Source organism: Psychrobacter sp. CoH-33_TS_01, assembly GCF_058189395.1.
This window is the reverse complement of the sequence record NZ_JBVGQI010000002.1, coordinates 98,063-113,380: the sequence shown is the minus strand read 5'-3', so window position 1 is coordinate 113,380 and position 15,318 is coordinate 98,063. Positions and strand designations below refer to the sequence as shown.

At 47.0% G+C, this 15,318-nt stretch carries 13 protein-coding genes; 6 read left to right on the top strand and 7 right to left on the bottom strand.

Annotation, left to right across the window (positions count from 1 at the left end; genetic code table 11):
• Positions 1-34: 34 nt before the first annotated feature.
• Positions 35-1,129, bottom strand: coding sequence for a DsbC family protein (locus tag ACZ2XM_RS03600; protein WP_490587028.1), 1,095 nt, complete (start codon positions 1,127-1,129; stop codon positions 35-37).
• A gap of 283 nt (positions 1,130-1,412) precedes the next feature.
• A complete protein-coding gene (locus tag ACZ2XM_RS03595; protein ID WP_490587027.1) occupies positions 1,413-2,117 on the bottom strand; it encodes a pseudouridine synthase in 705 nt (234 codons plus the stop codon).
• A gap of 210 nt (positions 2,118-2,327) precedes the next feature.
• Here ACZ2XM_RS03595 and ACZ2XM_RS03590 point away from each other — a divergent pair, with 210 nt between their 5' ends.
• The 4 genes from ACZ2XM_RS03590 to ACZ2XM_RS03575 all read left to right on the top strand — a co-directional run bounded on the left by ACZ2XM_RS03590 (position 2,328) and on the right by ACZ2XM_RS03575 (position 6,588).
• Positions 2,328-2,921: a YigZ family protein gene (locus ACZ2XM_RS03590; protein ID WP_490587026.1), complete on the top strand. Its 594-nt coding sequence runs from the start codon at positions 2,328-2,330 to the stop codon at positions 2,919-2,921.
• Positions 2,922-3,240: 319 nt separating this feature from the next.
• Complete coding sequence (locus tag ACZ2XM_RS03585) at positions 3,241-4,224, top strand: YheT family hydrolase (protein WP_490587437.1); 984 nt, start codon at positions 3,241-3,243, stop codon at positions 4,222-4,224.
• A gap of 209 nt (positions 4,225-4,433) precedes the next feature.
• Positions 4,434-4,982 carry an acyl-CoA thioesterase gene (locus ACZ2XM_RS03580; RefSeq protein ID WP_490587025.1) on the top strand — a complete coding sequence of 183 codons (549 nt, stop codon included), beginning with the start codon at positions 4,434-4,436 and terminating at the stop codon, positions 4,980-4,982.
• 196 nt (positions 4,983-5,178) lie between these two features.
• Positions 5,179-6,588: an ATP-binding protein gene (locus ACZ2XM_RS03575; RefSeq protein ID WP_490587024.1), complete on the top strand. Its 1,410-nt coding sequence runs from the start codon at positions 5,179-5,181 to the stop codon at positions 6,586-6,588.
• A 477-nt stretch (positions 6,589-7,065) separates the two neighbouring features.
• Here the strand turns inward: ACZ2XM_RS03575 and ACZ2XM_RS03570 are convergent, their stop codons facing one another.
• Positions 7,066-8,013 carry an alpha/beta fold hydrolase gene (locus ACZ2XM_RS03570; RefSeq protein WP_490587023.1) on the bottom strand — a complete coding sequence of 316 codons (948 nt, stop codon included), beginning with the start codon at positions 8,011-8,013 and terminating at the stop codon, positions 7,066-7,068.
• A 264-nt stretch (positions 8,014-8,277) separates the two neighbouring features.
• On the opposite strand from ACZ2XM_RS03570, the gene ACZ2XM_RS03565 reads away from it, so the two are divergent.
• Both ACZ2XM_RS03565 and ACZ2XM_RS03560 read left to right on the top strand, forming a co-directional pair.
• Positions 8,278-9,810, top strand: a complete 1,533-nt coding sequence (locus ACZ2XM_RS03565; protein ID WP_490587022.1) for an MATE family efflux transporter — start codon at positions 8,278-8,280, stop codon at positions 9,808-9,810.
• A 108-nt stretch (positions 9,811-9,918) separates the two neighbouring features.
• A complete protein-coding gene (locus tag ACZ2XM_RS03560; RefSeq protein WP_490587021.1) occupies positions 9,919-10,971 on the top strand; it encodes an NAD(P)H-dependent flavin oxidoreductase in 1,053 nt (350 codons plus the stop codon).
• 122 nt (positions 10,972-11,093) lie between these two features.
• Here the strand turns inward: ACZ2XM_RS03560 and oppF are convergent, their stop codons facing one another.
• The 4 genes from oppF to oppB all read right to left on the bottom strand — a co-directional run bounded on the left by oppF (position 11,094) and on the right by oppB (position 15,203).
• A complete protein-coding gene (gene oppF / locus ACZ2XM_RS03555; protein ID WP_490587020.1) occupies positions 11,094-12,161 on the bottom strand; it encodes a murein tripeptide/oligopeptide ABC transporter ATP binding protein OppF in 1,068 nt (355 codons plus the stop codon).
• Between the two features lie 3 nt (positions 12,162-12,164).
• On the bottom strand, positions 12,165-13,259 hold the full coding sequence (oppD, locus tag ACZ2XM_RS03550; RefSeq protein ID WP_490587019.1) for an oligopeptide ABC transporter ATP-binding protein OppD: 1,095 nt from the start codon (positions 13,257-13,259) through the stop codon (positions 12,165-12,167).
• 12 nt (positions 13,260-13,271) lie between these two features.
• Positions 13,272-14,177: an oligopeptide ABC transporter permease OppC gene (oppC, locus tag ACZ2XM_RS03545; protein ID WP_490587018.1), complete on the bottom strand. Its 906-nt coding sequence runs from the start codon at positions 14,175-14,177 to the stop codon at positions 13,272-13,274.
• Positions 14,178-14,282: 105 nt separating this feature from the next.
• Positions 14,283-15,203 (bottom strand): oligopeptide ABC transporter permease OppB, encoded by a 921-nt coding sequence (gene oppB / locus ACZ2XM_RS03540; protein WP_490587017.1) that lies wholly within the window; start codon positions 15,201-15,203, stop codon positions 14,283-14,285.
• Positions 15,204-15,318: the final 115 nt, after the last annotated feature.

The window sequence follows — 15,318 nt, the reverse complement described above, 5'->3', positions numbered from 1 at the left end:
TGAATACTCTAAGCTTAGTGCTTTCTTAAATTTATTAATTTACCTCTAAAAACTCTAAAAACTCAGGACTCTCAAAGCTACCGCCATACATTACCCCATCTTCGCGGATGATTAATGGCGTGGCAAATACAGCTAGTGCGGTCGCTTTCTTCTTATTGTCTTGCAAAGGATTACTCTGCTCTTGGGCACTGCTACAAGTACTCGGTACCACTTGGCCTGCCATCGCACTATCTAACGCCTTACGACGTGCCTGCTTATCACTCTCACACCAAATCTGGCGCATCTGCTCAGGAGACTCTTCGTAGACCGGATAGCCAATAACCTTGACTGTAACGCCTTGGGCATTTAGCTCAGCCATATTGCCATGCAACTGGCGACAATACGGACAATTAATATCGGTAGCCACATAAACGACAGCTTTTTCAGCGGTCGTGGCCGGATAAATAATCAGCTCATCTTCGTCCAACTGGCTAAAGATATGACGGTTTTTGGCGGCTTCAAACTCACCATCAATCCCAGTAAATTGCCCATTTGCAATCACGGCAATCTCACCATCGGTAAAGACACTAGCCTCCGTATTGGTCACGAAGGGCTCACCACCGAAAGTCATGCCCCAAATCACCCCTGGTACTGCCGTATGATAAAGGGGAATGTCGGCTGTCATATTCTTTAACAGACTCATATTTTTCAGCATAGACTGGCGTAAGGCATTACTAATGGGCATGCCGGCTTGCGTCTGACTGGCGGGCTCTTTTGGTGGCGTGGCGGCTTTTGGACTGGGGTTAGGGCCGAGCTCCCCTTGCAGCACATAACGCGCATCCGCCGTAATATGCAGCGGTGCTAAACCATCCAGAGTGACTTGATACATCGACGGTAATTGGGAGGGGGTGATAGACAAGATAGGCTTTTTAATGCCGGCTTGCTTTAAGGTAGCGCGGATTTTCTGCTCAGTATCTTTCGGTATAGTAGCACTAACCCCAGCGGCTAATTTGACCGTTGAATTACTATTAGCGGCTTTATTCGTAGTAGCAGGCTCCGCACAACTGGCGGTCGTCCCTATACCTAATAATAATGCTGCAACGACCAGAGCACTTTTGTGAGAGCTTGACTGAGATACTGACTTAATCATAAAAAATCCTTTATTACCGACCGCCTGGAATGGCTGCACAGACGAGTAGATGGGCCTGCAAAAATGCAGTCATCGTTATAACAAAAGCCGCTAATAAGCGGCTTTTTGGGAATGAACTGTAGAAAATGAGAGGGTCACCATGATAGGGCTATAATCCATGGCTTTATAGTCAATAAGACTCAGATAAGGATACGCAGATTAAGTTGCCCCTTTGACTCAGATTGTCCCTTCTTGTGCCCTCATTGTATTGATTTTGCTACCAAAATCATTTTAAGCTTAGCTGCTAAAAAGAAGCCACTTCTTCTTCCGTCAAAAAGCGACTATCGCCCTTCTCTAAGCCTTCTAAAGTAATCTCGCCAATCGTGGCGCGGTGCAGCTCAGTGACTTTATTACCAAAATATCCCATCATACGTTTGACCTGATGGTATTTGCCTTCTGTCAGCGTGAGACGGGCATGGGTCTCGTCGATGAACTCAAGCGTCGCGGGTTGGGTCGGCTCATGATCGCCATCTAGCAAGATACCCTGCGCTACTTTAGCTACGGCATTCGCTTGCGCCGCTTCATCCATAGTCTCAGCCAAGGTAAGCTCATAAACTTTGGCGTGTTTATGCTTTGGACTGGTCACGCGGTGCAACCAACTGCCATCATCGCTCAACAGCAGCGCCCCGGTCGTGTCTACATCCAAACGACCTGCTATACGCAAACTGGTCAATTCAGGCACGGCGATGAGTTCCGTTACCATAGGGTATTCTTTCGGTTTTAGCGTACATTCAAAGCCTTCAGGCTTATAAAGTAAAATATAACGGTTACCTGCCGCGACCGATAAGGGCTCGCCGGCCCACATTACTTCGTCATTGACTTCATCGACATGCACGCTGCCGTCTTTGATGACCTCATCGTTTACAGTGATTTCTGACGCATGTAGAGCTCTTTTGGCCTCTTTACGCGACAGCTCGGTGGCCTTACTGATAAATTTGTCTAAGCGCATTTGTGCTATCCTATAGGTAAACTGGGGGCTGCAAACAATAGAACGGATATCTTGATAAATATCGCGCTGGTTATCGCAGCCGTTATCTGTATTTATATGGTGTCAGTTTACCATATCCTTGCACGCACGCTCTTGCTATCCTACCCTCATCGCCCCATTCATTTACCTGTAGCACGACTCCTTAACTGTCTAACCGTTTATTGAAACCTTATGACCTACCAAACCTTAGCTCAGCCCGTGACCGCGCGTCTTGAAATCAAAAAATCTGACTTCATTACCTATGCTTATCCTGTCACCAGTCGGGAGCAAGCTATGTTTCACGTGGAACAACTGCGCGAAAAGTACGCAGATGCCCGGCACCACTGTTGGGCGTATATTATTGGCGACCCTAACAACACCACTAGTGCTGGTTTCGATGACGATGGTGAACCAAATGGCACGGCAGGACGACCAATATTAAATGTCCTACAGCATAAAAATATCGGTAATGTGATTGTCATTGTAGTGCGTTACTTTGGCGGCATTAAGCTCGGTGCGGGAGGGTTAACAAGGGCTTATGCTGGATCGGCACAGGCTGCGGTCGATGAGATGCGGCTGACCCCTTATGTGCCGATGACCCAAGTGCAAATATCGGCCGATTTTGCCAACGAATCACAAGTACGCTATGTGGTTGAGGACATGGGCGGCAGTATTGGCGAGGTGACTTATAGTAAAGCGGTCACCCTAACTGTTTCTCTTCCTGCAGCCGATGTCGACACTTTGAAGGAACGGCTTGCGATGGATGGCAAGGTATTGGCAGATTAGGCTAGTATTTTAGGCATTAGCCCCTCATGCCCTCGGGTAAATACAATTAAGCAAGCTTAGCAATCTTAAACCGTTAGACCTATTACCAATAATCTCTAATAAATTACGCTATATAACAATGAATTAATGTTAAAATAAACTCAGTGACCATGTGTACACTAAAAACAGTTGGTTTTGTCATTATCAGTAGGTATCATAATTTATCTCCTATCTGTCTATATACCTATCTGTGCTGTGCTGATACCGTCAGACGGATACTACCGACCCGTATTTTGTACCACCCACTTTGCCCCATTATCTGAAGACACCCTATATGAGTATAGTAAAAAACTTTGAAGCGTCTAATTTTAAGCCCCCTCTGTGGTTAGCCAACACGCATCTACAGACGATCTTGCCTAAATTCATCATGCCCGATGCGCCGCCGTATCGTCGTGAGCTGACCTTAGACTCGCTCAATGAAAGCGAAGTTGCTTATGACTTTTACGATACCGATGAGCCCAAGCCAAAAGCGGGTGACAAGTATAAAACGCCGCTCGTAGTCTTGTTTCATGGGATGGAAGGCAGCAGCCTGAGCCATTACGCGCGTACTTTAGCGTACTATGTGCATTCGCAAGGCTGGCATTTCGTCGTCGCCCATTTCCGCAGCTGTGGCGGTGTGCCGGTGAAAGGCAAGGTATTCTATGATGCGGGCGATAGCTTAGAAGTACATCACTCATTAGAGTATTTGAAAAAACGCTACGAGACGATTTATAGCGTTGGCACTTCATTGGGTGGCAATGTGTTGGGCAAATATATGGGCGAATATCAAGAAGATGCCTTATGTGAAGCTGCGGCCATTGTCTCTGCTCCCTTAGACTTAGCCTCCTCCTCGATTGCGATGGAGCGTCTGCTTGGTCGCCGCGTTTATACGCCTTATTTGTTGAACCCAATCGTCTCTAAAGCTTTAGGCCATCATTTGACCCCTGAAGAAATGGCGGGTGTAAAAGCCAGTCGCCGTATCAGCGAGTTTGACCAAGTGTTTACCGCACCGCGTCATGGCTACCGCTCTAAAAACGATTATTACCGTCAAGCCTCTGCCCTACCGCATCTGGCCAATATCGCTAAGCCCACGCTGATTATTACCGCCAAAGACGATCCTTTCTTAGGCATTGTGCCTGACCAAGGGGATACCTCTTCAGAAGTCGTCCTATGCGAGCCAAAACGTGGCGGTCATATTGGCTTTCTGAGCTTCCAAGGGAAAGAGTTTGATGCCTCTTGGTACCCGAAGACGGCAATGGACTTCTTTAAAGCGACCCAGCGTTAATTTTAACAAGCTTATTTTCGACTTTTTAAAATACCGTCTTAACTGTTATTGTCCTATTCCCAAAACGAGCGTCAGTTAACGCTCGTTTTTTTTATTTCAACTAAATAGTGTGACACCTTGGAGCTACCAAAGAGGATTCTATACCCTGCTAGTACTGTGCTACCTTAGGTAGAATTCTGTCCCTACTTTTAACGCACTAGAGTCGCCCTATGTATCCCTACCTCCGCTATACCAAGTCTATCGTCGCTGCCATCGCTACCAATAAAAAGTCCCAATATTTAGACTTCGCGGATACCAGTGAGGTCGACATTCGCTGTAGTCTCACGGACATCGATCCTATGCTAGAGATGAATAATGGTCGCGTCTTGACCCTCTATGATATTGGCCGGACCGATTTTATTATCAGAACCGGTCTAGGCCGTCGCTTGCTGAAAAATCGCTGGAGCATGGTGGTTGCGGGCAGCACGATTCAATACCGTAAGCGTATTCGCCTATTGGATAAAGTGACGATTAAGTCCCATATCGTTGCGATAGATGAGCGCTGGATCTACCTTGAGCATTCGATGTGGGTGAAGGGTAAGCCTTGCTCATCAACGTTGCTACGCACAGGCGTGACGGCAAAAGGCCGTGTGATTGAGACTAAGCGTGTCTTAGAAGCTATGGGTAAATCGGGCTGGGAGATGCCACCGACGGGCTATGTCAAAGAATGGATTGAGAGTGATACTCATCGTCCTTGGCCTCCTCAAAACCATGACTAATTTCTTTAACTCCTCCCTAGTAAAGTATATGTTTACTAGGACTAGTTATAATAAAATTACTTCAGAGATACTTAATCAAGTGAGTTAAAGCTTATGACTCAAAATCTTAATTTTTAAGATATTACTTAATGAGCTTTATCTTTTTAGAAAAATTAATTTTAATGTACACTATAATTAAAGTGATCATGAGAAAGATATGACTATCGGTATTGAACAAATCGAGTTTTGGCTTTCGCTACCCAAAGAAACAAACATTCTTGAGTTCAAAGAAGCAAAGAACCAATTTGACTCTACAAAACTCTATAAATATTGTGTGGCAATTGCTAACGAAGGTGGTGGTCACTTAATTCTCGGTATTACCGATAAACTTCCACGAACTATCTGTGGCACCTCAGCTTTCCAAGATACTAATGAAACTGTAGGGAAAATATTTAATGTTCTTGGTTTCAGAGTAGATCTTGATGAAGTAATTCACCCAGATGGACGTATCATTGTTTTTACTATACCTAGCCGACCTCGAGGTACCGCATATCAATATCAAGGTGCTTATTGGATGAGATCTGGCGAGCAGCTAGTCGCTATGAGTGAAGATAGGCTGCGAACTATATTTAATGAAGGTCAGCCTATTTGGTTAGAACACCTAGCTTGCTCAGATGTCTCAGCTCAAGATGTGATAGATAGTTTAGATACTCAGAGTTATTTTGAGCTACTAAACCTGCCATATCCTACGAATCAAACAGGCGTGATAAGCAGACTTATTAGTGACTCGCTTATTAAGAAAAATGGGCTAGGGTATGATATATCAAATATGGCCGCAGTCCTTCTCGCTAAAAGCTTAAAGCGATTTGAGACAGTTAAACGGAAAGCTATTAGGGTTATTTTTTACGATGGCGAATCGAAACTTAAGACAATTTCTGATTTAACAGGGGATAAGGGTTATGCAGTAGGGTTTTCTGGGTTAGTAAGTTATGTCATGAGTCAGCTACCACAAAATGAGATAATTGAAAATGCACTTCGCAAAGAGACCAAATTATTACCCGAAATAGTCATAAGAGAGCTCCTCGCTAATGCCTTAATTCATCAAGATTTCCAAATATCAGGTACTTCACCTTTTGTAGAGATATATAGTAATCGCGTAGAAATTACAAACCCTGGACTTCCATTAGTTCCTGTAGACAGGTTTATTGATAGTTATCAATCTCGAAACGAGTCTTTGGCTGACTTAATGCGTCGTTTTGGAATATGTGAAGAAAAAAGTAGTGGAATTGATAGAGTAGTAGAGGCAGCAGAAGTGATGCAATTACCTGCACCCGATTTCTTGACTGGCCACATAAGGACTACTGCTGTCATCTATGGACCTAAAGCTTATAAAGCTATGGACGGAACTGATAGAGTTAGAGCTTGTTATCAACACTGTGCACTTCAATATGTACTAAGAAAACCGATGACCAACCAGTCTCTACGAGAACGTTTTGGGATTTCTTCTGCGAGTAGTAACTCAGTATCACAAACAATCAATAACTGTGTTGAACAAGGCCTAATTAAACTTGATCCTAGTGCGCCTGAGTCTAAAAGGTATGCACGATATATTCCTTCTTGGGCCTAAGTAACTTTCATTACATTGCTAATCAATAAAATAGTTTAAAAAGTCTGATATCCTTGAATTATATAACTTTGCTTATTTCATCGCTAATCAAGGTTGCATGGTATTTTAGCCGTAGGGTGCGTTCCACGCACCAGAAATTGTAGCAAATTTATTGTGCACACAAAGTTTAGAGAAAGAACGACCGTAGCGTGTGGTTAGCGTAGCGTAACCCACGGATTTAGTGAGATTTATAACCGTGGTTTACACCCATGATATTCCTCTATATTGAACTCTACAACATATCATGGTGCGCCGGGCGCACCCTACCGTTCTTATTAAAATTAGATTTATATTAATGTTGAACCGTGGGTTGCACCCACGCTACATCCAACGCTGTAGCCAATCAAGTTCTCCACTACCCCACAACCAAAAAAAAGAAACACCAGACCACCTGACGTTTCTTTTTTAGTTACCGCCTAAATTCCTAGCGAATAAAAACTACTTACTCTCTAAACCCGCGCGGAATTTCTTATAATCATTAGCCGTGTCCTTCACCGCTTCAACCATCGGCACATGTCCCACTTTCGGCATCATAACCACTTGCGCATTCGGGATTAATTGCTTCATTAATTCAGCCGTCTCAGGCTTTAAGACCATATCCTCTTCACCCCAAACAATCAGCGTCGGGATATTATTCTTGGCGAGGACTTTAGCCCGTTCTTCCACATTATCCTCAACGATTTGCTCTAGGATTTTCTTGTGTAATTCGCGGTTGGCAATGTTCTCTTGCGCAAAGACGGCTTGTACCGTTTTTGGAATATAAGGCGGCTTAAACATCACCAACTTATAAAGATTAAAATACTCTTCGGTAGTTTTAATCACCAGCGGGTTGTTGTCGGGGGTGAAATCCTCATAGCCTTCTCTTAGGCCCGCCGACCAAAAACCACCACTGTCCAATAGCCAGACACTCTTCACATTTTTGGGATACATCGCCGCATAAGCAACGCTAATACCGCCACCCATCGAGTTACCGCCGACATGAATCGCTGAGGCTAACCCTTTAGCTTGGAGCAGCTCATGCAAACGCTTGGCTTGTGCATCTACGCGGTAGTCCGCATCCATCGGTTTGCTAGAGTCACCAAAACCCAATAGATCTGGAATAATAATATGATAATCTTCTAGCTTATCCGCGATACGGGTAAAGTTATCTTTATTACCACCAAAGCCGTGGATTAATAATAAAGGCTCGCCTGTGAGATTACCGCCCTCTAAATAAGCCATCTTATCGCCCGAAGCAAGCGTGAAAGCTTTGGTTTCCAAATCGGACTTATTGCGCTCAAGCTGTACCAATTTTTGGGTCGTGGCAACGGTAAAGCTATTCGGCGTGGTACACCCCACTACCGAGACACACAGTAAAGCCGCGAGGCCAGTGCTGACTAATTTCATGCAAACATCCCTATTTATGATGGTTAACGAGCGCCTTGATATAACAATCTTCATTACTTAAGTCGGTTTAGCATAAGGCTTTATTCCCATAGCGACAATTCGATACGCACTGATATATGGGTTAAGTTTTATGCCTATTGGCAATTGCCTTGACGGGTAAGCTTAGATTAAAGTTTAGAGTTGCGCTAGGGTGCCCCGTGACTACGAAGTCCTTAAATATAATTAATGACCGCCAACAATTTGGGTGGCGCCAAAGGAAAGATATTGAGTAATACAAAAGTCTCCACTGGAAAAAAGCGTGACCTCACCAAAGGGTCAATCGCCCAAACCATGCTGTTGTTTGCCCTGCCTACCTTAGGCTCGTCAGTACTACAGTCCTTAAACGGATCGATCAATGCTGTGTGGGTGGGCCGGTATTTAGGGGAAGAAGCGTTGGCGGCGACGGCGAATGGTAACATCCTGATGTTTATCATGATCTCCTTCGTTTTTGGTTTTGGTATGGCGGCCACTATTTTGATTGGTCAGGCAGTAGGCGGCCAAGATGATGTCATGGCCAAGCGCACCATGGGCACGGCATTGGGCAGCATTATTCCCATTAGTGTGCTAGTGGCTGCTTTGGGGTGGATATTTGCTCCGACGTTGCTTGATCTATTGGGGACGCCGCCTAGTGCTGTAGACCTTGCCCTGACTTATCTGCGGACAATCTTCATTGCCATGCCCACCACCTTAACGTTTACCATGCTCATGATGGCACTGCGTGGGACAGGCGATTCTACGACGCCCCTTTGGTTCATGATTGTGTCGGTCGCCATAGACCTCGTTTTGACGCCGATGCTCATTTTAGGGATAGGCCCATTTCCCGAATGGGGCATCTTTGGCTCGGCCTTAGCAACAGCCGTCGCCAACACCTTGGCGCTTATTGGCATGATTATCACTATGTATATGCGGGGCTCTGTGCTGGCGCTCAAGTTGCCAGAGCTGCGCTTTCTACGCGCTGACCGGAAAATCATAAAATCTATGGTCGCAAAGGGGTTGCCCATGGGCCTGCAGATGATCGTCATCTCTTCAGCGGCGTTGACTATGCTGTCGCTGATCAATAGAGAGGGCGTTCAGACGACCGCCGCTTACAGTGCGACTCAACAGCTTTGGACCTATGTGCAGATGCCTGCTATGGCGTTAAGTGCGGCGGCTAGTGCTATGGCCGCACAGAATATCGGTGCGAACCATTGGCATAGGATTTCGGGAATCACTCGTTGGGGACTTATTTTTAACCTAACATTGACAGGCACTATTATCGTGCTGCTAACCATTTTTGATAAAACTATTCTTGGGTTTTTCCTTGGCAGTGATAGCGAAGCTGTACCGATTGGACGCCATATCCAACTGGTGGCTACCTGGGGCTATCTGTTTTTTGGTATAGCGCAGGTGCTGTTCGGTACCATGCGCGCGAACGGTTATGTGATTTGGCCGCTGATGGTTATGGTCATCTCGATGTACCCCGTGCGTCTTGGCTTTGCTTTCGGGCTTTATCCTGCACTGGGCACCGATGCGCTTTGGTGGTCATTTCCAGCTGGCATGGTAGCGACTGCCCTAATGGCTGGCGGACTATATATGCACGGTGGCTGGCGTAAGGGTAAAAACCTGTCTGCCGAAGAAGCTGCGCAAAGGTCCGAAGCATTTCGTGCGCAAACCGGCACCAATGCATCGTGTCGAGATGTGGTGCCAACGACTTCGTGGAAGCCCTCCCCTTTACGTCGTGTCGTGAATTTGCACCGAAGACTGCATAGCAAGGATTAAATCAGCAATCAAATCAATCAGGCTAAATGCTAGCGGCTTGGTCTATCTGGGTTTATATTGGTACTAGCCAATATCAACACCACCGCTGCAATAGATAAAGGAATAAATATGACCCTCACCAGCCAACTCGGTATGACTTGCCCTATCGTCCAAGCCCCTATGGCGGGCGGTGCGACTACCCCTGAACTTATTGCAGCCGTCAGTAATGCTGGAGGTCTAGGCTCTTTGGGCGCAGGCATGACCGCGCCAGAGGTGTTAAATGGGCAAATCGATAGCATTAAAGCACTGACCGATCGAGTTTTTGCCGTAAATTTAATGGTGCTCTCAGAGGCAGAATGCACGACGTTAGACGCGCCGATCCCGGAATGGCTGGCTGCCTATTATGCAGATAATGGGCTTGAGATTGAGCTACCGAACCAGCCAGCACAAAGTTTTGCCGCACAGTTTCAAGTGCTATTGGATAATCCTGTACCCGTCGCCAGCTTTACCTTTGGCATCATCAGCCGTGAGCAAGTGGATGCGCTCCATAAGGTAGGCACTAAGGTAATCGGTACGGCAAACCATCCCTTTGAAGTACAAGCTTGGGCAGAGATTGGCGCAGATGCCGTTTGTGTACAAGGTGTAGAGGCTGGCGGTCATCGCGGTGGTTGGTTAGCGCTTAGTGAGGCGGACCCGCTAGGACTACTTACGCTACTGGATCAAACCAAACGAGTCACTGATATATCGTTAATTGCGGCGGGCGGTATTATGACTAGCAGAGCCATTACCGCGGCACAAAGTGCCGGAGCGGAGATGGTGCAGATGGGCACGGCTTTTCTGACCACGCATGAGTCTGGGATCAGCCCAGCCTATAAAGAGACTTTGCTCAAAGTTGCTAATGGCGATCGGGCCGCGACAACTCGATTGACCCGACTGTTCTCCGGCAAGCCAGCAAGAGCGCTCGATAATGACTACTTGCGGGCTTATCAAGCGTTTGATAATCAAGACACATTACCGCCCTACCCGCAATTAAATGCTATGACTCGAACCATGCGCGCTACCGCGGGTAAGCAAGGTGATGTGGAGCATTTATCCATGTGGGCGGGTCAAGGCGTGAGTCTCGTACGCTCGGAAAGCGTGGTGGAATTGATGGCCAGATTAACCAGTGAATTGGCCGATTAATTATAAAAAGCTCGCTTTAATTAACTCCAGAAAGCAAAAAACCACCCGCATATCATGTTGGTGGTTTTTTCGTATTAACTGTCTTAATATTCGTCTAGTTTTATCGTCTAAAACAAAAGCTATTAAGCAACGACCTTATTTTTTAGACAAGCGACCCGATGCTCAAGCGTACCTTCCAACACCGGTTTAATCTGCGCACATTCTGCATCCGCTAATGGACAACGGGTACGGAACACACAACCCGATGGCGGGTTAATCGGACTCGGCAAATCGCCCTCTAGCAGCTGAATGGTCTTATTGCGCTCTGCAATAGGATCAGGTAACGGTACCGCTGACATCAAGGCTTGAGTATAAGGATGGGTCGGCGCGCTATAGACGGCTTTATCGATGCCTAACTCAACGGCATTGCCCAAATACATCACCAACACGCGGTCAGCGATATGCTTAACCACGGATAAATCATGCGCGATAAAGATAAGGGCTAAGCCCATCTCTTTTTGTACATCTTGCAATAGGTTAATGACCTGCGCCTGAATAGACACGTCTAGTGCCGAGACTGGCTCATCACAGATGATAATCTTTGGCTTAAGAATCAAAGCACGTGCGATACCGATACGCTGACACTGGCCGCCAGAAAATTCATGCGGATAGCGGTTGATTTGGTTGGTAAGCAAGCCGACCTTTTTCATGATGGCGCGCACTTCTTCTTGCACGTCTTGTTTCTTCATCTTAGGGTAATAAGTGCGCAGCGGCTCTGCAATGATATCGCCCACCGTCATACGGGGATTCAAAGACGCTAGCGGGTCTTGGAAAATCATCTGAATGTCTTTACGTTTGAGACGCATGGCCTTTTTGGAGGCACCCACCATCTCTTCACCATTGAACAGAATGCTGCCCGAGTTGGCCTGAACTAAACCGATGATGGTGCGCGCTAGGGTCGACTTACCACAACCCGACTCGCCCACGACACCCAAAGTCTCACCGGCAAACAGCTCAAAAGAGACGCCATTGACCGCTTTTAAGGTTGCCGGCTTTTGCCAAAAGTAAGTGCCTTTTTGTTTAATATCAAAGCTGGTATTGACTTCCTTGACTTGCAGTAACGGGGTCTGGTTTGCCAATTCAGCGTCAACCATAGGATTAGCATGAACGTTACTAGCGCTACTGGTAGTACTGGTCTGTATGGTCGTCATGGCTTACCCCTTAACCGAACTGGTGGTGACGGAATGGCTGTTGACTGTGCTGCTGGTTAAATCGCTCATCGACTCAGGATGCCAATGGCAGGCGCGCTGACGGTCGTGCGGTAAGAACTCCAGTGGCGGCGGTGTATTGCGGCAGATTTCCATCGCATGCGAGCAGCGCTCAAAGAAAGGACAGCCGTCTGGCAGATTTAATAGGTTGGGCGGACTACCAGGGATGGTCTCCAGCTTACCCGCCTTACTGTCTAAGCGTGGAATAGCGTTGAGCAAGCCAATGGTATACGGGTGCGACGGCTTATAGAAAATCTCTTCGGTCTCACCGTACGCCATAGTACGGCCGGCATACATGACCAACACGCGATCACAAATACCAGCAACCACGCCCAAGTCATGGGTAATCATCACAATGGTGGTACCAAAGTCACGCTTTAGCTCGTTGAGCAGCACCATAATCTGCGCTTGTACCGTCACATCTAACGCGGTAGTCGGCTCATCGGCAATTAGTAATTTAGGGCGGCACAGCAAAGCCATGGCAATCATAACCCGCTGACGCATCCCGCCTGAAAACTCGTGAGGATACATACTAATACGTTTTTTTGCCTCAGGGATTTTGACGGCATCGAGCATACGCACGGACTCAGCCCACGCCTCTTTTTTACTCATGCCTTTATGCAGTATTAGCACTTCAGCCAACTGGTCGCCAATCCGCATATACGGGTTTAACGAGGTCATCGGGTCTTGGAAGATCATCGCGATTTGTTCAGCACGCAACTTATTAAAAGCCTTTTGCGACAAGTCTAAGATCTCTTGGCCCTGAAAACGGACTGAGCCTTTAGCATGACCATTTTTCGCAAGCAAACCCATCATGGCAAAAGCGGTTTGTGACTTGCCCGAGCCCGACTCACCGACGATACCTAAGGTCTCGCCTTCGTGCAGGTCAAAATTTAGCCCGTTGACCGCAGTGACCAATCCATCTTCCGTGGTGAACTGCACCATCAGGTCTTTCACCTGTAACAGCGTGTTTGCGTTCGCTTTTGTCTCTTGAGTGGTATGATTTTGCGTGTTATGTGGTTGCGCTATATCTGTGTGCATGGGGGCGCTCTCCTAGCGGTCTTTCGGGTCAAACGCGTCACGCAGACCATCGCCGATAAAGTTAAAGCAAAATAAGGTAATGACCAAAAATGCCGAAGGAATTAGAATCTGCCACGGTGCCACTTGCATAGTCCGTGAGCCCTCTTGTAGCAAGGCGCCCCAACTGGTCATTGGCTCTTGTACGCCCAAGCCTAAGAAGCTTAGGAAAGACTCAAAGAGAATCATCGTGGGCACCAATAGCGAGGCATAGACCACGACCACCCCTAAGACGTTGGGCACGATATGGCGCAAGATGATATTAAAGCCGGAGACCCCGCCGACGTGAGCCGCCTCAATAAACTCTTTACTCTTTAGGCTGAGCGTCTGACCGCGCACAATACGCGCCACGTCCAACCAAGATACCAGACCGATAGCTACGAAGATTAAGATAAGGTTACGGCCAAAGATAGTGACCAATAAAATGACGAAGAACATAAACGGAAAGGCGTTTAGAATCTCTAAAAAACGCATCATAATCATGTCGACTTTGCCGCCCAGATAGCCTGAGGTGGCGCCGTATATGGTGCCAAATAAGACGGCCACGGTGGCCCCAGCTAAACCGACCATCAGCGAGATACGCCCACCGATGGCAGTCCGCACTAGCAAATCTCGACCCAAAGAGTCGGTACCGAAGTAATGCTTGCTCTCAAACGAGGGCGCCGCTTGCATATAGCTCCAATCCGCCTCAGCGTAATCAAAAGGCGCTAGCATCGGTACGAAAATCACAAACGCACCGACAAGCAGCAAAATAATAAAGCTGGCTACCGCGGCTTTGTTGCGATAAAAACGGCGCCAGGCATCCTGCCATAGGCTACGGCCTTTAATCTCTTTTTCTGGCGACACCAAAAAGTCATTTGGCTTGTCTGCAGTAAGACTCATAGTCGTCCTTCTTATAATCTCAATTGACTTAGCGGGCAGCAGATTTCAGATTGCGCTTGCCGTTAGCGGTCATTAGCATAAATAACTTATAGGATAAAACAGGTGTTAATACTGGATCTTCGGATCAATCATGGCGTATAAAATATCGACGACCGCATTAAAGAGAATCGTCAGTACCCCGACCAAAATCGTCAAACTCAGTACCATGCCATAGTCACGGTTTAGCGCGCCATTGACGAACAGTTGGCCGATACCGGGCAGACCAAAAATAGTCTCAATCACAATAGAGCCCGTGATAATACCGACGAAAGCGGGCCCCAAATAAGAGATTACGGGGAGCAAAGCAGGTCGCAGGGCGTGCTTCATAACTATGCGGCGCATCGGCAAGCCTTTGGCTTTGGCGGTGCGGATATATTGGCTGTTCATCACCTCAATCATCGAGCCGCGCATAATCCGCGCGATACTGGCGGTATAGGCTAAGCCAAGAGCCGTCACAGGTAGAATCAAGTTACGCACTGCTCCATCGTTCCAACCGCCTGCTGGCAGCCACTGTAGGATAATGGCAAACACCAACACCAAAAGTGGCGCTTTCACAAAGCTAGGAATTACTACCCCAGTCATAGCAAAACCCATCAACACATAGTCAATCCATGAGTTTTGTTTCAGTGCGGCGACGATACCAAAGATAAGCCCGGTTACGAGTGCCAAGATAAAAGCGTATAACCCCAGCTCAATCGATACCGGTAGCGACTGTGACAACAGCTCATTGACCGTATAATCCTTATACATAAAGGAGGGGCCAAAATCACCGACAGCGAGCTGCTTGAGATAATTGACATACTGCAGCCACATCGGATCATTCAAATGATATTTGGCTTCAATATTGGCCAATACGGCGGGCGGCAGACTACGTTCGCCCGTAAAGGGGCTGCCAGGTGCCAAACGCATCATAAAAAACGATACGGTAATCAACACAAATAAGGTCGGGATGGCTTCTAAAATACGCCGAAAAATCAGTTTTAGCATAGGGCCTCTTTTAGGTCATTGCCCCTAGGGGGTTGACCAGCCAAAGCGAGATAAAAGTAATAATAAAGGCAATAGCGATAACGCTGACCAAGGTACAAGCTCGTCTATACCCTTA